Origin of the sequence: Microbacterium pseudoresistens, from assembly GCF_013409745.1 — a bacterium.
Classification (GTDB): domain Bacteria; phylum Actinomycetota; class Actinomycetes; order Actinomycetales; family Microbacteriaceae; genus Microbacterium; species Microbacterium pseudoresistens.
Map to the genome: position 1 here is coordinate 2,389,118 of NZ_JACCBH010000001.1, position 17,273 is coordinate 2,406,390.

The 17,273-nt window shown below is 69.0% G+C and carries 13 protein-coding genes; 9 read left to right on the forward strand and 4 right to left on the reverse strand.

Annotated features, from left to right (window positions below; all coding sequences use genetic code 11):
* Nucleotides 1-17 precede the first annotated feature (17 nt).
* Nucleotides 18-2,087, reverse strand: coding sequence for a glycogen debranching protein GlgX (gene glgX, locus BKA02_RS11745; RefSeq protein WP_179434265.1), 2,070 nt, complete (start codon nt 2,085-2,087; stop codon nt 18-20).
* Nucleotides 2,088-2,174: 87 nt separating this feature from the next.
* Here glgX and BKA02_RS11750 point away from each other — a divergent pair, with 87 nt between their 5' ends.
* The 3 genes from BKA02_RS11750 to ligA all read left to right on the forward strand — a co-directional run bounded on the left by BKA02_RS11750 (nt 2,175) and on the right by ligA (nt 6,934).
* Nucleotides 2,175-3,368, forward strand: coding sequence for a cysteine desulfurase family protein (locus BKA02_RS11750; protein ID WP_179434267.1), 1,194 nt, complete (start codon nt 2,175-2,177; stop codon nt 3,366-3,368).
* 9 nt (nt 3,369-3,377) lie between these two features.
* Nucleotides 3,378-4,475 (forward strand): tRNA 2-thiouridine(34) synthase MnmA, encoded by a 1,098-nt coding sequence (mnmA, locus tag BKA02_RS11755; protein WP_179434269.1) that lies wholly within the window; start codon nt 3,378-3,380, stop codon nt 4,473-4,475.
* Nucleotides 4,476-4,615: 140 nt separating this feature from the next.
* A complete protein-coding gene (gene ligA / locus BKA02_RS11760) occupies nt 4,616-6,934 on the forward strand; it encodes an NAD-dependent DNA ligase LigA (protein ID WP_179434271.1) in 2,319 nt (772 codons plus the stop codon).
* A gap of 128 nt (nt 6,935-7,062) precedes the next feature.
* Here ligA and BKA02_RS11765 read toward each other — a convergent pair whose 3' ends face one another.
* Nucleotides 7,063-7,359 carry an acylphosphatase gene (locus BKA02_RS11765; RefSeq protein ID WP_246286025.1) on the reverse strand — a complete coding sequence of 99 codons (297 nt, stop codon included), beginning with the start codon at nt 7,357-7,359 and terminating at the stop codon, nt 7,063-7,065.
* A gap of 110 nt (nt 7,360-7,469) precedes the next feature.
* Here BKA02_RS11765 and BKA02_RS11770 point away from each other — a divergent pair, with 110 nt between their 5' ends.
* Nucleotides 7,470-7,733 (forward strand): type II toxin-antitoxin system Phd/YefM family antitoxin, encoded by a 264-nt coding sequence (locus tag BKA02_RS11770; protein WP_179434273.1) that lies wholly within the window; start codon nt 7,470-7,472, stop codon nt 7,731-7,733.
* Complete coding sequence (locus BKA02_RS11775; protein ID WP_179434275.1) at nt 7,721-8,125, forward strand: PIN domain-containing protein; 405 nt, start codon at nt 7,721-7,723, stop codon at nt 8,123-8,125. The genes BKA02_RS11770 and BKA02_RS11775 overlap by 13 nt, the downstream gene beginning before the upstream one ends.
* Nucleotides 8,126-8,134: 9 nt before the next feature.
* Here the strand turns inward: BKA02_RS11775 and BKA02_RS11780 are convergent, their stop codons facing one another.
* Nucleotides 8,135-9,931: a DEAD/DEAH box helicase gene (locus BKA02_RS11780; RefSeq protein ID WP_179434277.1), complete on the reverse strand. Its 1,797-nt coding sequence runs from the start codon at nt 9,929-9,931 to the stop codon at nt 8,135-8,137.
* Nucleotides 9,932-9,977: 46 nt separating this feature from the next.
* Complete coding sequence (locus BKA02_RS11785; RefSeq protein WP_179434279.1) at nt 9,978-11,690, reverse strand: long-chain-fatty-acid--CoA ligase; 1,713 nt, start codon at nt 11,688-11,690, stop codon at nt 9,978-9,980.
* A 243-nt stretch (nt 11,691-11,933) separates the two neighbouring features.
* Here BKA02_RS11785 and BKA02_RS11790 point away from each other — a divergent pair, with 243 nt between their 5' ends.
* From BKA02_RS11790 to gatB, 4 genes are read left to right on the forward strand one after another with little or no spacing between them, the layout of a single operon-like run.
* Nucleotides 11,934-13,895 (forward strand): lipase family protein, encoded by a 1,962-nt coding sequence (locus tag BKA02_RS11790; RefSeq protein WP_179434281.1) that lies wholly within the window; start codon nt 11,934-11,936, stop codon nt 13,893-13,895.
* Nucleotides 13,896-13,904: 9 nt separating this feature from the next.
* The gene (gene gatC, locus BKA02_RS11795; RefSeq protein WP_179434283.1) at nt 13,905-14,204 is read left to right on the forward strand and encodes an Asp-tRNA(Asn)/Glu-tRNA(Gln) amidotransferase subunit GatC; all 300 of its coding nucleotides are present in this window, start codon (nt 13,905-13,907) and stop codon (nt 14,202-14,204) included.
* Between the two features lie 14 nt (nt 14,205-14,218).
* A complete protein-coding gene (gene gatA, locus BKA02_RS11800) occupies nt 14,219-15,736 on the forward strand; it encodes an Asp-tRNA(Asn)/Glu-tRNA(Gln) amidotransferase subunit GatA (protein WP_179434285.1) in 1,518 nt (505 codons plus the stop codon).
* A complete protein-coding gene (gene gatB, locus BKA02_RS11805; protein ID WP_179434287.1) occupies nt 15,736-17,265 on the forward strand; it encodes an Asp-tRNA(Asn)/Glu-tRNA(Gln) amidotransferase subunit GatB in 1,530 nt (509 codons plus the stop codon). The genes gatA and gatB overlap by 1 nt, the downstream gene beginning before the upstream one ends.
* Nucleotides 17,266-17,273 lie beyond the last annotated feature (8 nt).

Genomic DNA, 17,273 nt, shown 5'->3' on the forward strand with positions numbered 1-17,273 from the left:
CTGAATGTACCGCGCGCCTACACGACTCGAAACAGGTGCATCGACGTACCGGGAATGGGCAGCACGTCGCCGGGCGCGAAAGCGCGTTCCTCGGACGACGGGGCCTCGTCGACGCTCGACCACAGGGCGATGAAACGCGTCGCGCCTTCGATGGCCGTCGGCAGGGTCACGTCGATCGGCGACTCCGTGCCGTGCACGATGAGCAGGATGCGGTTGGGCACCTCTCCGGCGGTCGTGGCGGCGACGTACTGCAGGGTGCGGTGGCCCGGATCGGTCCACTGCTGCTGCTCCATCGTCTCGCCGTGCTGGTCGTACCAGTCCATGTCGCTGGCCCGCGGCGTCTGCTCGCCCTGCACGGCGTACCGGCTGGGACGCAGCGCCGGGTTCTCGCCGCGCAGCCGGATGAGCGCGGCGACGTGCGCGCGCAGGTCGCGCTGCCAATCCTCCAGTTCCCAGTCCAGCCAGGTGAGCGCGGAGTCCTGCGCATACGCGTTGTTGTTGCCGCGCTGCGTGCGCCCGGTCTCATCACCCGCGGTGAGCATCGGCACTCCGGCGGAGAGCAGCAGGGTGCCGAGCAGGTTGCGCATCGCCTTGCGCCGCGCGGCGAGGATGCCCGGGTCATCGGTGGGCCCCTCCACCCCGTGGTTGAACGAGCGGTTCATGTCGGCGCCGTCGCGGTTCTGCTCGCCGTTGGCCTCGTTGTGCTTGACGTCGTAGGAGACGAGGTCGTGCAGGGTGAACCCGTCGTGCGCGGTGACGAAGTTGATGCTGGCGAGCGGGCCGCGCTCATCGCTGTACGTGTTCGACGAGCCGGCCAGCCGGGTGGCGAAACCGCCGATGCCGACCGGGGCCGAGGCCCGCCGGGCGTAGTCGATGTCGCTGAGCCAGAAGTTGCGCACCCGGTCGCGGTAGCGGTCGTTCCACTCGTGCCAGCCGTCGGGGAAGTTGCCGGTCTGCCAGCCGCCCATCCCGACGTCCCACGGCTCGGCGATGAGCTTGACGCCCCGCAGCGCCGGATCGTCGCGAATGGCGGTGAGCAGCGGATGCTCGCGCGAGAACTCGTGGTTCGCGTCGCGCCCGAGGGCAGCGGCCAGATCGAACCGGAATCCGTCGACGCGCATCTCGCCGGCCCAGTAGCGCAGCGAGTCGAGCACGAAGCGCGCCCCGGCATCCGTCGCGGTGTTCAGCGTGTTGCCGCATCCGGTGGTGTCGATGTACGCGCCATCGGGCTGCTGGCGGTAGTAGCGGGCGTTGTCGATGCCGCGCAGGCTGGTGCGGGGCCCGCCGAGGCCCTCCTCGGAGGTGTGGTTGTAGACGACGTCGAGGATGACCTCGAGACCCGCCTCGTGCAGCAGCCGCACCATGCCCTTGAACTCGGCGAGCACCGCCTCGGGGCCGGCCTGGCGCGCCTCCTCGGTCGCGTAGGCGGTGTGCGGCGTGAAGAAGTTCAATGTGTTGTAGCCCCAGTAGTTGGTGAGTCCGCGTTCGAGCAGGCGCGGCTCGGGCACGAAGGCGTGCACGGGGAGGAGCTCGACGGACGTGACCCCGAGGGAGTGCAGATGCTCGATCATCGCGGGGTGCGCCAGGCCGGCATAGGTACCGTGGAGGGCTGGAGGCATGTCGGGGTGGCGCTTGGTGAGGCCCTTGAGGTGGCCCTCGTAGATGACGGTGCGATCCAGCGGCGTGGCGGGCTTGCGCGAATCGCCCCAGTCGAAGCCGTCTTCGATGACGACCGAGCGCCACTCCTCGTAACCGACGCCCTGCGCGAGGCCGCGGGCATAGGGGTCGAGCAGCAGGGTCTCCTCGTTGAAGGTGTTGCCAGGGCCGTGCGGTCCACTCACCTGCAGCGCGTAGCGCGTGCCCGGCTGCAGGAGATCGGTCGTGACCTCCCACACGCCGCCGGGACGTCGTTCGAGAGATGCGCGATCGACCTCCCAGTCGAGGTCGGTGGCGTCGAACACGACGAGTTGCATCGCGCTGGCGTTCTGCGACCACACCCTCAGGGTGCCGACGCCGTCGTGCAGACGGACGCCGAGGTCGTCGAGCGCGGCCCCGCCTGGTGGGCAGAACGCAGACGAATCAGACATGCCGTACAGCCTATGGGGCGCGGGTGGCGCCCGGTGATCAGGCGTTCTTCACGGGTGTCTCGGCCGCCGATGCGCGATCATGGGGGGATGGCCCCGTACCTCGACCACGCCGCGACGACGCCGCTGCGTCGCGAGGCGCGCGATGCGTGGCTGGCGGCGGCGGATTCCGCGGGCAACGCGTCGTCGACGCACCGTGCCGGGCAGGGCGCCCGACGCGTGCTGGAGGATGCGCGCGAGCGCCTGGCGGCGGTGCTCGACTGCGAGCCGATCGAGGTCGTCTTCACCTCGGGTGGCACCGAGTCGGTGAATCTCGCCCTGCAGGGGCTGTGGCGGGCGCGCGCCGACGGACGGGACGCGGTCGTCCTTCCGGATGCGGAGCACCATGCGACGCTCGACACCGTCGAGGCGCTGCGTTCGGCGGGTGCGCGGGTGAGCGCGGTGGCCGTGGACGGGCTCGGCCGCATCTCGGCCGAAGCGTTCGCCGAGGCCGTCGCCGCTCCGGCCGTCGCTCTGGCCACCGCGCTCATCGCCAACAACGAGGTCGGCACGATCAACGACGCACCCGCGCTGAGTGCCGCCGCGGCAGCATCCGGCGTGCCCCTGCATCTCGACGCGGTGGCCGCGCTCGGGCATGTGCCCGTGTCGTTCCGCGCACTTCGCGCCGATGCGCCCGCCGGCGCAGGACTGGTGGCGCTGAGCATCGCCGGGCACAAGATCGGCGCCCCGGTCGGCACGGGTGCGCTCCTCGTCGCCCGCACCGCGCGTCTGAGCGCCTTGCTGCACGGCGGCGGGCAGCAGCGCGGGCTGCGAGCAGGAACGCAAGACGTCGCGGGAGCGGTCGCGCTCGCCGTCGCGGCCGAGCTCGCAGAGTCGGAGCGCGAGGGCGAGCGCGAGCGACTGCGAGGGATGCGCGATGCGCTGATCGACGGCATCCGCGCACGAGTGCCCGAGGCGGTGCTCCTGGGGGATCCCGGTGCGGACGAGCCGGGACGGCTGCCAGGCAACGTGCACCTGCTGTTCCCCGGAGCACCCAGCGAGAGCATGCTGTTTCTGCTCGATCAGGCCGACATCTCCGCGTCGGCGGGCTCGGCGTGCCAGGCAGGGGTGTCGGAGCCCTCGCATGTCGTGCAGGCAATGGGATTCTCGGAGGGCGAGGCGCGCAGCGTGCTGCGCCTCACGCTCGGCCGCACGTCCACGCGTGACGATGTGGATGCCGTGCTCGCGGTCATCACCCAGGCATACGCGCGGGCATCCGGGACCGCTTCAGGCAAGCGCTCGTAGACTGGGGGCATGCGGATCCTGGCGGCGATGAGCGGCGGAGTGGACTCCGCCGTCGCAGCCGCACGGGCTGTGGAGGCGGGGCACGACGTCACCGGCGTGCACCTCGCGCTCTCGCGCGCGGGCGGCACGCTGCGCACGGGCTCGCGCGGATGCTGCACGATCGAGGACGCCATGGATGCGCGTCGCACGGCGGATCTGCTCGGCATCCCCTTCTACGTGTGGGACTTCTCCGAGCGCTTCCGCGACGACGTGATCGACGACTTCATCAGCGAGTACAAGGCCGGGCGCACCCCGAACCCGTGCCTGCGCTGCAACGAGAAGATCAAGTTCGCCGCCCTGCTCGAGCGCGCGCTGGAGCTCGGCTTCGACGCCGTGTGCACGGGCCATTACGCCCACCTCGTCTCCACCGTGACCGGGCTGGAACTGCACCGCGCCGCCGATGACGCCAAGGATCAGTCCTACGTGCTCGGAGTGCTGAATGCCGAACAGCTCGCGCACACCTACTTCCCGCTGGGAGAGACGCCGTCGAAGGCGCTCGTGCGCGCCGAGGCCGCCGAGCGCGGCATCACGGTGGCGCAGAAGCCCGACAGCCACGACATCTGCTTCATCCCCGACGGCGACACGCGCGGGTGGCTCGCAGAGAAGGTGGGCACGGCGACGGGGGAGATCGTCGATCGCGAGGGCGCCGTCGTCGGCAGCCACGAGGGGGCGCACGCGTTCACCGTCGGCCAGCGCCGCGGACTGTACCTCGGGGTGCCGGCGCCGGACGGCAAGCCGAGGTTCGTGCTCGAGGTGCGTCCGGTGACCAACACCGTGGTCGTGGGACCGAAGGAGGCGCTGGCGATTGCCGAGATCGCGGGGGAGCGGTTCTCCTGGGCAGGAGCGGCGCCCGTCGATGCCGAATTCGCCTGCGAGGTGCAGATCCGCGCCCACGCCGATCCCGTGCCCGCCCGTGCGTTCGTGACCGAGGAGGGCGTGCGCGTCATCCCCGACGAGCCGCTGAACGGCGTGGCCCCCGGACAGAGCGCCGTGCTCTACGTCGGCACGCGCGTGCTCGGCCAGTTCACGATCGACACGACCGTCTCGGCCGTGCCCATCGGCGCCTGACCCGCGACATTCCCGAGATTCGCGGCATCTCCCGACGATTTCCCCGATTTCGTCGGGACATAGTGTCGTTCTCGGGAATACGCGCGAGGCGCGGGCGGGAAGGCCGGTCGGTGTCGGTCGCCGCTCGTAGACTTGCGGACGTGCTGGAGAACATCTCGCTGGAAGACGCCCGCAACGAGGCCCAGGGGCTGACCACGCGCATCCTCGACGCGAAGGATGCGTACTACGGGCGCGACACCTCGCTCGTCGACGATGCGACCTACGACGGCTGGATGCACCGGCTCGAAGAACTGGAGCGCCTGCACCCCGAACTGCAGGGCCAGGACTCTCCGACGCAGATGGTCGGCGCCGCCGAAGCCACCGGGCTTGACACGATCGAGCACGCGGAGCGGATGCTGAGTCTGGACAACGTCTTCTCCGTCGACGAACTGCGAGAGTGGGCTGCGAAGACCCGGTCGGCCGCGGGGCGCGACGTCGCCTGGCTCACCGAGCTGAAGATCGACGGGCTCGCCATCAATCTCCGCTACGAGAACGGCGTGCTCACCTCTGCCGCCACGCGCGGCGATGGGCGCGTCGGCGAGATCGTCACGGAGAACGCACTGCGCGTCGCCGGCATCCCCGAACGGCTCACCGGCGAAGGGCATCCGCCGATCGTCGAGGTGCGCGGCGAGGTCTTCATCCCCGTTGCCGCCTTCGAGCGGCTCAACGCCGCTCAGGCGGAGTTCCGTGACCGCGCCTTGGCCGAGGCGCTCGCGAAGTGGGAGTCCAGGGCTGGTGCGAAGAAGCCCTTCGACGAGGAGAAGGCGCGCACGGCGGCGGCACGGCGGTTCCCCGCCTTCGCAAACCCGCGCAACGCCGCCAGCGGCGGTCTGCGTCAGCAGATCGACAAGAAGTCAGGCATGGAACGGGAGGCGGGCCTCCTGCGTATCGAGTCCCTCGCGCTGTATGTGCACGGGGTCGGTGCGTGGCCCAACCCGCCCGTGGCGGCGCAGAGCGAGGTCTACGACCTGCTCTCCGAATGGGGCCTGCCCACCAGCCCGCACACGAAGGTGTGCACCTCGATCGATGAGGTCGTGGACTTCGTCTCGTACTTCGGTGAGCACCGCCACGACGTCGAGCACGAACTGGATGGCATCGTCGTCAAAGTCGACGAGCTCGCTCTGCATGACGAGCTGGGGATGACCAGTCGTGCCCCGCGCTGGGCCATCGCCTACAAGTACCCGCCCGAGGAGGTGCAGACGACACTCCTCGACATCGTCGTGTCCGTCGGCCGCACGGGGCGTGCCACCCCGTTCGCCGTCATGGCGCCCGCGCACGTGGCCGGCTCCGTCGTGCGTCAGGCGACGTTGCACAACAAGGACGTCGTGAAGGCCAAGGGCGTGCTCATCGGAGACACCGTCGTGCTCCGCAAGGCGGGCGACGTCATCCCCGAGGTGCTCGGCCCGGTGGTCGACAAGCGTGACGGCACAGAGCGCGAGTTCGTGATGCCAGAGAACTGTCCCGAGTGCGGCACGCCGCTGCGGCCGATGAAGGAGGGTGACATCGACCTGCGTTGCCCCAACGCCCGGTCGTGCCCGGCGCAGGTGCGCGGCCGCGTCGAGCACATCGGCTCGCGCGGGGCCCTCGACATCGAGGCGCTCGGGGAGGTCACCGCGGCGGCGTTGACGCAGCCGAGCGTGCCGGCGACGCCGCCGCTCATGACCGAGGCCGGACTGTTCGAGCTGACCCTGGAGGAGCTCGTACCGATCGAGGTCGTCGTGCGGGATGCGGAGACCGGGTTACCCAAGGAGGATGACGAGGGCGTCGCCAAGATGCGGGCGCCGTTCCGGCGCAATCCGACCGCTTCCGAGCGCAAGGAGGGACTCGAGGGCCCGCAGCCGTCCTCGCAGGCGCTGAAGCTGCTCGACGAACTGGAGAAGGCGAAGGCGAAGGAGCTGTGGCGGCTGCTCGTCGCGCTCAACATCCGTCATGTCGGTCCGGTCGCAGCCCGCGCGCTTGCGCAGTGGTTCGGCTCACTGGGCGCGATCCGTGCCGCATCGCACGACGAGCTCGCCGCCGTCGAGGGGGTCGGGGGGATCATCGCCGACTCGCTTCTGGACTGGTTCGCGGTGGACTGGCACGAGGAGATCGTCGATCGCTGGACGGCGGCGGGCGTGCGGTGGGTGACGCCCGGGCACCCCGGGCCGGGAGCGGGCTCCGTCGAGGGCGGCGTGCTGACCGGCCTCACCATCGTCGCGACCGGCTCCCTCGACGGCTACACGCGCGAGGGCGCGCAGGAGGCAATCATCAAGGCCGGCGGCAAGGCGGCATCCAGCGTCTCCAAGAAGACCGACTTCGTCGCGGCCGGCCCCGGCGCGGGCTCCAAGCTCACCAAGGCGGAGGACCTCGGCATCCGCATCCTCGATGCCGCTCAGTTCCACCTCCTCGTCACCGAGGGCCCCGAGGCGCTCGATACCTGAGAGGCTCATCGTCCTCAACGGAATGCCCGGGCAGGCCCGATGACGGGCTTCCAGAGTTTTCCGCGTCGGGATATCGGAGACGTCGCCCGGGTGAGCGAGTCCGTGCGTACGGCTTCTGACGCGCTGCCTCAGACGGTCGGACGTATATCGAACCCCGCATATAGGGGAGCAGGCTCTGCGTCGGTTACGGCCAGGTCGTCGACATTCGACCACTCAGGACCTTCGGAGAGGCGGTTCAGCACAGTGCTCACCGCCTGATCATCGCCATGCAGTTCCGCTTCGACCGTGCCGTCACGACGATTGCGGACCCATCCCGCGATGCCGGCGGTCTCGGCGGCGTCACGAGTGAACCAGCGGAAACCGACGCCCTGCACTCGACCGCGGACGATGACGTGAACCGATCTCATCCGCTCAGGATGCCTCATCGGTAAAGGAATCGATGTCAGAGGCGGGTTCTACGCTGTCAGAACCTAGAGAAAGAGAAGGGACGCGCGAATAAGTGCTACATAGTGCTACAGAACGCTACACTGCGGGTATGGCAGAGGTGGCGGCTCGAGAACTGCGGAACGACACCGCAGGCGTGCTCCGTCGTGTCGAGGCGGGAGAGGACGTCACGATCACCGTGCACGGACACCCCGTGGCGCGGGTCGTCCCGATCCGTTCTCAGCGACGCTGGGCGAACACTGCGGAACTTCTCGACATCGTGGAGAACCATCAGGCGGATCCGGGGCTGCGTGTGCAACTCACGGAACTCGTGGGGGAGATGACGGACGAAGCGACGGATCCGTGGCCGAACTGACACGCGGGATCATCGACACCTCGGTTCTGATTGCGGGTGAGACCGGGCGTCGGCTCAACCGAGAGCTTCTTCCCACGGAGACGGCAACGACGGTGATCACGTTGGCGGAGTTGCGGCTCGGTGTGCTCGCAGCGCCCGATGCGGCGTCACGCTCGCGTCGCCTGGATACGGTCGAGAGCATCAGCAACATGCTGGTGTTCGACGTGGATGACGCCGCGGCCCGGGTCTGGGCATCGTTGCGGATCACCCTGCGTGACAGGAACAGGCGGATGAGCGTGAATGATCTCTGGATCGCGGCGATCGCCTCGGCCAATCATCTGCCGGTCGTCACGCAGGACACCGACTTCGACGCGCTCGACGGCGTCGCCGGGATCGAGATCATTCGTGTCTGACCGCGCGGATCAGCTCTTATGGCGGGGCTTGCGATAGGGCTTGTCGGCACGGTCATTGCGACGATCACGGCGCTCGTAGCCGCCCTCACGAGGCGAGCGACGGCCGGGAACGCCACGGTCGGGCTTGATCTCGATGAGACGGCCGGAGATACGCGTGTCGCGCAGCTTCTCCAGCACCGCCGCGTCCATGCTCGCGGGAAGCTCGACGATCGAGAAGTCCGGCTTGATGGCGATGGCGCCGAAGTCGTCGCGACCCAGGCCGCCCTCGTTGGCGAGCGCACCCACGATCTGTCGGGGCTCGACGCGGTGCCGGCGGCCCACTTCGATGCGGTACGGCGCGTAGTCACCTCGCCCCCGGCGCTCCCGCGGCTCTTGGGCAGGTCGGTCGCGGCCCTCGCGCGGCGGACGGTTGTCGCGCTCGACCGCCTTGGACAGGGCATCGTTCTCAGGATCGAGCAGCAGCGGCGTCTCTCCCTGCGCGACGACGGCCAGGGCCGCGGCGACGTCGGTCTCCGGCACGTCATGGTGGCGCACGTAGTGGTCGATGATGTCACGGAAGCCTTCGATCCGGCCGGCATCCTGCAACGCGGCGGTGATGGCGTCGTCGAAGCGGGCGAGCCGGGTCGTGTTGACGTCGTCCGTCGTCGGCAGCTGCATCTGGGCGGGCTGCTGCCTGGTGGCCTTTTCGATGTGCTTGAGCAGGTATCGCTCGCGCGGCGTGATGAAGCTGATCGCGTCGCCGGAGCGTCCGGCCCGGCCGGTGCGGCCGATGCGGTGCACGTACGACTCGGTGTCGGTGGGGATGTCGAAGTTCACGACGTGGCTGATGCGCTCCACGTCGAGCCCTCGGGCCGCGACGTCGGTGGCGACGAGGATGTCGAGCTTGCCGTCCTTGAGCTGATTGACGCTGCGCTCGCGCTGCACCTGCGGCACGTCGCCGTTGATCGCCGCGGCGGAGTAGCCGCGGGCGCGGAGCTTCTCGGCGAGCGTCTCGGTCTCGTTCTTCGTGCGCACGAACACGATCATCCCGTCGAAGTTCTCCACCTCAAGGATGCGAGTGAGGGCATCGACCTTCTGCTGATACGAGACGACGAGGTAGCGCTGCGTGATGTTCGCGTTCGTCGCGGTCTTGCCCTTGATCGCGACCTCTTCGGGGTCGTGCAGGTACTTCTGCGCGAGCCGGCGGATCTGCGCGGGCATGGTGGCTGAGAACAGCGCGACCTGCTTCTCCTCGGGCGTCTGGGAGAGGATCTCCTCGACATCTTCGGCGAAGCCCATCTTGAGCATCTCGTCGGCCTCGTCGAGCACGAGATAGGTGAGCTCAGAGAGGTCGAGCGTGCCCTTGGCGAGGTGGTCCATGATGCGGCCGGGAGTGCCGACGACGATGTGCACCCCGCGGCGCAGGGCCGACAGCTGCACGCCGTACCCCTGCCCCCCGTAGACGGGCAGCACGTGCACGCCCTTCATCTTCGAGGCGTACGACTCGAATGCCTCGCACACCTGCAGGGCGAGCTCTCGCGTGGGGGCGAGCACGAGCGCCTGGGGCGTCTTCTGCGACAGGTCGAGGCGTTCGAGCACGGGAAGCGCGAACGCGGCGGTCTTGCCGGTGCCGGTCTGCGCCATGCCGAGCACGTCGCGTCCCTCCAGCAGCAACGGGATCGTCGCCGCCTGGATGGCGGATGGCGTCTCGTAGCCGAGGTCGCGGATCGCGGCGAGCACCGCCCCGCTGATCCCCAGGTCGTCGAACCCGGGCGCTTGCGCGGTATCGTCGGCGGATTCGGTCACTGCGGCCGTGTCTTCACTCACCTCCCTACCGTAGCGCCGCACGGCCGGGAGAGTGCAGTGCGCGGGATCAGGTCGGCGCGTCGGTCGCTGTGGTGAGGGCGACGAGCTGGTCGCGCACCTGGCGACGCAGCACCTTGCCGATCAGGCTCTTGGGCAGCTCGTCGACGACGAAGATGCGGCGCGGCACCTTGTACGGAGTGAGGATGCCGCGGGCGAAGGTGCGGATCGCCTCGACATCGGGATCCGTGCCCGGGTCGACGACGATCGCGGCTACGACCTCTTCGCCGGAACGGTCGCTGTGCAGGCCGACGACGGCGGCATCCTGCACGTCGGGATGCTGGCGCAGCACGGTCTCGACCTCGGTGGGCGCCACGTTGAACCCTCCGGTGATGATGAGCTCTTTGATGCGGTCGACGATGCGGAGGAACCCATCGTCGTCCATGACGGCGACATCGCCGGTGCGGAACCAGTCGTCCCAGAACACCGCCGCGGTCTCCTCGGGCTTGCCGTAGTAGCCCTGGAACACCTGCGGGCCGCGCACCTGCAGCTCGCCCGGCTGACCAGCGTCGACCTCGCGTGCGGGGTCGTCGGGGTCGGCCAGGCGCACCTCGGTGCCCGGCAACGGCAGGCCGATGCTGCCCGCCCTGCGGTTGTCCGCCACCGGGTTGACCGCGAGTACGGGGGAGCACTCGCTGAGGCCGTAGCCTTCGACGAGGTAGCCTCCGGTCTCGACCTCCCACGGCTCGACGAGAGCCTGATCCAGCGCCATGGCGCCCGACACGGCGATCCCGATGCCGCGCAACGAGACGCCCTTCTCCTCCGCCGTCGTCAGCAGCCGCTCGGCGATCGGCGGAACGAGCGGGAGGACGGTGGCCGGGCGTTTGCGCACGACGTCGAGCACCATCTCGGGATCGAACTTCGGGAACAGCACGAGCCTCGCACCCACCGACATCGCGAAGGTGAGGCACAGGGTGAGCCCGTATGCGTGGAACATCGGCAGTACGGCGTAGAACACGGTGCCCGCGCCGCGGGTGACCTCGGGGATCCAGGCGCCGGCCTGCGCGGCATTGGCGAGCAGGTTGCGATGCGTGAGCGCGGCGCCCTTGGGCGTTCCTGTCGTACCGGAGGTGTATTGGATGATCGCCAGGTCGTTCGTATCCGGCCGAGGATGGGACGCGGGGAGCGGCTCGTGCCCGACCAGCGACTCCCAGGAGATCGCGCCGCGCACCGGTGCGGTGAGCGCGGCGCGCGACTCCCGAGCCTTGGCGACGGGGAGGCGCAGCGCCAGCCGGGTGAGCAGAGGCATGGCCTTGGTCACGTCGACCGTGACGAGCGCACTCACGGCCAGGTCGTCGGGGAACTCCTGCACGGTCGCGACGACCTTGCTCCACACGATGGCGTGCTTCGCGCCGTGATCCTCGAACTGCTTGCGCAGCTCGCGTGCCGTGTAGAGCGGGTTGTGCTCGACGACGACGGCGCCCAGTCGCAGCACGGCATAGAACGCCACGATGTGCTGCGGACAGTTCGGAAGCACGATCGCGACGGGATCGCCCTTCGAGACACCGAGCTCGCGCAGCCCTGCCGCTACGCGGTCGATCGCGTCCTTGAGGTCGCGATACGCGGTGGTGCGCCCGAAGAACTCCAGTGCTGGCGCATCCGGGTAGTCGCGCGCGGAGGCGTCGATGAGATCGGTCAGGCATCCTTCCACAGATCCCAGATCGTCGGGCACCCCGTCGGCATAGCTTGCGGTCCAGGGGCGCGGAGGATCGAACGAGGTCATGCTGACCAGCCTATTGCGGCGCATCGAGCGGTCCGCATGTCCGTGGGCGTCCGTAGGGTCGGGGCGGGAAGCTGCACTCCGCGAAGCTGTGGCAGTCAGGGGGAAAGAATGGGACGACCGGGCAAGAAACGGCGAAGTCGACCGCCGCAGGCAACGCCGTCGAAACCAGCCTCGGAGTACCGTGACGGGCTGGTCGTCGTGCACGGCGTCGGGCACCCGGAACCCGGGGACACACTCCGAAGCGTGGCTCCGCGCCTCGTCGACACCCTTGCCGCACAGGGGCTGTCTTCGGGCTTCGAAGAGCACGGCGACGGTTCCGCGGGGGTGCTCCGGATCGACGGGGGCCGACCGGTCTTCCTGGCCGAGGCCTTCTGGGCGGACATCGTCGCGGATGCGCGGGCGGGAGGGTTGCGCGGGGCGCTGCTGCGACTCCGGTTCGCGTTCGCATCGATGCCGTATCTCATCGTGGGGGCAGTCGGGTTTCGGGCCGGACACGCGGGTGCAGCGCCGCCTCCGCAGCATTCGGCTCGTCTCGTCCGCTTCTTCCGCAGTTTCTTCGGCCTCGACGCGGGTGAGATCGCGAGGTATGCACCTCTTGCGTGGCGCGTGCTTCCGCTCTACGGCGCGGCTGTGGCCCTGACGGCGTTGTTCGCTCTCGCCTGGTGGGCGGGCCTGAGCGTACTGGTCGGCGTGGTGCTGGTTCTGCTGCTCGTGCTTGCGATGCCGGGTTCGATCGTCGAGCACATCCGCATGGCCGCTGAGGACGGGGCAGACCTCGAGCGAATCCGGCAGCGAGTGTCGGAGCAGATATCGGCCGTGGAGGAGCGTTGCGAGCGGGTCTGGGTGATCGCGCATTCGCAGGGAGGATACATCGCGCATTCCCTCCTGGCCGGAGCCGATACGTCCGTGCACCCACGCGTGACCCGGCTGACCGGACTCGCATCGGGGCTGCGTCCGATTCGCCTCGCCGGCCTTGCTTCACACGGGAGGGTTTTGGCGAGCAGTTGGCTGACCCTTCTCAGCACAGCGTTCATGACCGTGGGGTTCCTGCAGGGGATGGAGCCGGACGGCTTCTTCGGCTTCGCGACGTTGAGCAACGTCATGGCGGCCATGACGATCATGACGGTCCTTCCTCTTCAGAGCGTGCTCCGTCCGGGAGCGCTGCTCGACGTGCTTGCAGATGGTCCTGTGTTCGGATGGAACGGCGTGCCCATGTTCGCCGTGGCGATCGTCGTGATGGTGGCGGCGCTCCTGCTCCGGCGAAACATGCCGCAGGCGCGTACGAGCATCGAGGACATTCCACGACGCATCCGCTGGGATGAGGCCAGCTCGCCGAGCGACCTCGTCGGCAGCATGTCGATCCCGGAGCTGCCCGATCGTGTGAACCTCATTGCCATGCCGAGCATTCGCAGTGCGCTGTTCGACCACGGCATCGGAGCGTACTTCTCCCGGAACGGCGCAATGCGGCTCCTCGTCGCCTCTGCGATCGCGGAGGCGACGGTCGGTCCGCGCCGCGGGCGTGCGCTCACGCGTTCGTCGAAAGCCGCGAGGTCGAGCCTCGCGGCCCTCTCGAGGCAGCTCTACGTGTTCCGCGGGTCGCTTGTGGCCGGTACGCTGCTCTTCACGCTCGGCATCCCCGCCGTTTTCGGGTCCTCCGTGCTCACGCGCGCCCCGAGCACGTTGCTCCCGTGCCTAGGGGCCTCACTCATAGGTTGGGGGTTTGCATATCTCCGCTGGGGCCGAGTGGCGCCGGCCGCGGTGGATGCCGCCCTCACGGAAAGCCCGAGGGCGTTGCGCACGCTCCGCCGAGCGCTGCGCCCTGCCGCCCGCGAGTCGGTCCTTGTCCTGCAGCTCGCGCTGATGTGCTGGTCGATCATGGTCGGCATCGGGATCGCGGTCGTCGGCCGGCTCGTCGGGCAATCGGCCTCCGTCGTCTCGATGCCCTACAACCTCGCCTCGGTCCGCCTGATCGAGGCTGCGATGATGCTCGCGATGGGCGGGATCTGTCTGATCTCGCGCATGGGGCGCCCGAAGCTGTGGAATCTCGCGGCCCTTCTGTTCGCCCAATCCGGGATGGTCGCCCTCGTGCCCGATCCGCCGTCGGCGATGGTGCTCGGACTGCCCGGAGTGATTCCAGGAATAGCGTTGATCGTCGCCCTCGTCGTGCATCTCTGCCGTCGCAGCTACGCGGAGCCGTTCTCGTAGACTGGAGCGGTGTCTGAAATCACCCCCAATCTTGTGCGCCATCTCGGCGTGCTCGCGCGCATCCAGCTGAACGACGACGAGGTGACGCGGCTCACGGGCCAGCTCGACGCCATCGTCGACAACATCGCGAAGGTCTCGCAGGTCGCGACTCCCGATGTCGCCGCCACGAGCCACCCGATTCCGCTTGCGAACGTGTTCCGTCCCGACGAGGTCGGCGAGACGCTCACGCACGAGCAGGTGCTGCAGAACGCGCCGGATGCCGCGGACGGCCGCTTTCGCGTCACCGCGATCCTCGGTGAAGAACAATGACGCAGGGAGGAGCAGTGACGGACATCATCCGGCTGACCGCCGCCGAGCTCGCCGACAAGCTCACCGCGGGTGAGATCTCCAGCCGTGAGGCCACGCAGGCGCACCTCGACCGCATCGCCGCCGTCGACGGCGACGTCCACGCCTTCCTGCACGTCAACGGCGGCGCTCTCGCCGCCGCGGACGCGATCGACTCGGCCCGCGCGGCGGGGGAGCAGCTGCACCCGCTCGCCGGCGTCCCGCTCGCGATCAAGGACGTCCTCGTCACCACCGACCAGCCCACCACCAGCGGATCGAAGATCCTCGAGGGCTACCTGTCGCCCTACGACGCGACGGTCGTCGCACGGTCGCGTGCGGCCGGTCTCGTCCCGCTCGGCAAGACGAACATGGACGAGTTCGCGATGGGCTCGTCGACCGAGCACTCCGCGTACGGCCCTACCCGGAACCCGTGGAATCTCGACCGGATCCCCGGCGGTTCGGGCGGAGGCTCGGCCGCGGCGGTCGCCGCCTTCGAAGCGCCGCTCGCCCTGGGCTCGGACACCGGCGGTTCGATCCGTCAGCCCGCGCACGTCACGGGAACCGTCGGAGTCAAACCGACGTACGGCGGCGTCAGCCGCTACGGTGCCATCGCCCTGGCCTCGAGCCTCGACCAGGTCGGGCCCGTCACGCGCACGGTTCTCGACTCCGGTCTTCTTCACGACGTCATCGCCGGTCATGACCCGCACGACTCCACGTCGCTGGAAGATGCCTGGCCGTCGTTCGCGGATGCGGCTCGCGAGGGCGCCCGCGGGGACGTGCTGAAGGGCCTGCGAGTCGGCGTCATCGAGGAGCTTCCGGACTCCGGCTTCCAGCCCGGTGTCGCGGCATCCTTCCGCGCCTCGCTCGACCTGCTCGAGCAGAACGGTGCCGAGATCGTCGAGATCTCCACGCCCCATTTCGAGTACGGCGTTGCGGCGTACTACCTGATCCTGCCCGCCGAGGCGTCGAGCAACCTCGCGAAGTTCGACTCCGTGCGCTTCGGCCTGCGCGTCACACCAGAAGGCAACCCGACCGTAGAAGACGTGATGTCGGCCACCCGCGAGGCCGGCTTCGGCGATGAGGTCAAGCGCCGCATCATCCTTGGCACCTATGCGCTGTCGGCCGGATATTACGACGCCTACTACGGCAGCGCTCAGAAGGTGCGCACGCTCATCCAGCAGGACTTCGACCAGGCCTTCGAGCACGTCGACGTGATCGCGACGCCGTCGGCGCCGACCACGGCGTTCAAGATCGGCGAGAAGATCGACGACCCGCTGCAGATGTACCTGAACGACCTGACGACGATCCCCGCGAACCTCGCCGGGGTCCCGGGCATCTCGATCCCGTCGGGCCTCGCGGACGATGACGGGCTGCCGGTCGGCATCCAGTTCCTCGCCCCGGCGCGGGAAGACGCCCGCCTGTACCGGGTGGGCGCGGCGCTGGAGACGGCGCTCGTCGACTCGTGGGGAGCCCCGCTGCTCACCAGGGCCCCGCAGCTGGCAGGAGGGAATCGCTGATGGCCGCGGCAAAGCTCATGGACTTTGACAAGGCCCTCGAACTGTTCGAGCCGGTGCTCGGCTTCGAGGTGCACGTCGAGCTCAACACCAACACGAAGATGTTCTCGGCGGCGCCGAACCCGGCCAACGCGAAGTATCACGCCGCCGAGCCGAACACGCTCATCGCCCCGGTAGACCTTGGCCTGCCCGGCGCGATGCCGGTGGTGAATGAGACGGCGATCCGGTCGTCGATCAGTCTGGGACTCGCCCTGGGCTGCTCGATCGCCGAGTCCAGCCGCTTCGCGCGCAAGAACTACTTCTACCCGGATCTGGGCAAGAACTACCAGATCTCGCAGTACGACGAGCCCATCGCTTTCGAGGGATCCGTCGAGGTCGAACTCGAAGACGGCAGCCTGGTGACCGTGCCGATCGAGCGCGCGCACATGGAGGAGGATGCGGGCAAGCTCACCCACATGGGTGGCTCCACAGGCCGCATTCAGGGCGCCGAGTATTCGCTCGTCGACTACAACCGTGCCGGCGTCCCGCTCGTCGAGATCGTCACCAAGACGATCTTCGGCGCGGATCGCCGTGCTCCGGAGGTCGCCAAGGCGTACGTCTCGACGATCCGCGATATCGTCCGCAGCCTGGGCATCTCCGAGGCGCGCCTGGAGCGCGGCAACCTGCGCTGCGACGCGAACGTGTCGCTGCGTCCGCGCGTCGCGGAGGGGAAGGAGCCGGCACCGCTGGGCACCCGCACGGAGACGAAGAACGTCAACTCCATGCGGTCGGTCGAGCGCGCCGTGCGGTACGAGATCCAGCGCCAGGCGCAGATCCTCGCCGACGGCGGCACGATCACGCAGGAGACCCGTCACTGGCACGAGGACACCGGCACGACCTCGCCGGGGCGTCCCAAATCGGATGCCGACGACTACCGGTACTTCCCCGAGCCCGACCTGTTGCCCGTGCAGCCTGCGGCCTCGCTCGTCGAGGAGCTTCGCGCGGCACTGCCCGAGCAGCCGGTGGCGCGTCGTCGGCGGTTGAAGGCCGAGTGGGGCTTCACTGACCTCGAGTATCAGGACGTGCGCAACAGCGACCTGGTCGACGTCGTCGAGGCGACGATCGCCGCGGGGTCGACGCCCGCCGCTGCCCGCAAGTGGTGGACGGGCGAGATCACCCGCCTCGCGAACGCGCAAGAGAAGGATGCCGCGACGCTGGTCAGCCCCGAGAACGTCGCTGCCCTGCAGAAGCTCGTGGACGAGGGAACTCTGACCGACAAGCTCGCCCGTCAGGTCCTCGAGGGCGTCATCGCCGGCGAGGGCACGCCGCAGGAGGTCGTCGACGCCCGCGGTCTCGCCGTTGTCTCGGACGACGGGGCGCTCATCGCCGCGATCGACGAGGCACTGGCCGCGCAGCCCGACGTCATGGCGAAGATCAAGGACGGCAAGGTGCAGGCCGCCGGCGCCATCATCGGCGCGGTCATGAAGGCCATGAAGGGGCAGGCGGATGCCGCGCGCGTCCGCGAACTGATCCTCGAGCGCGCGAACAGCTGACACCGCCT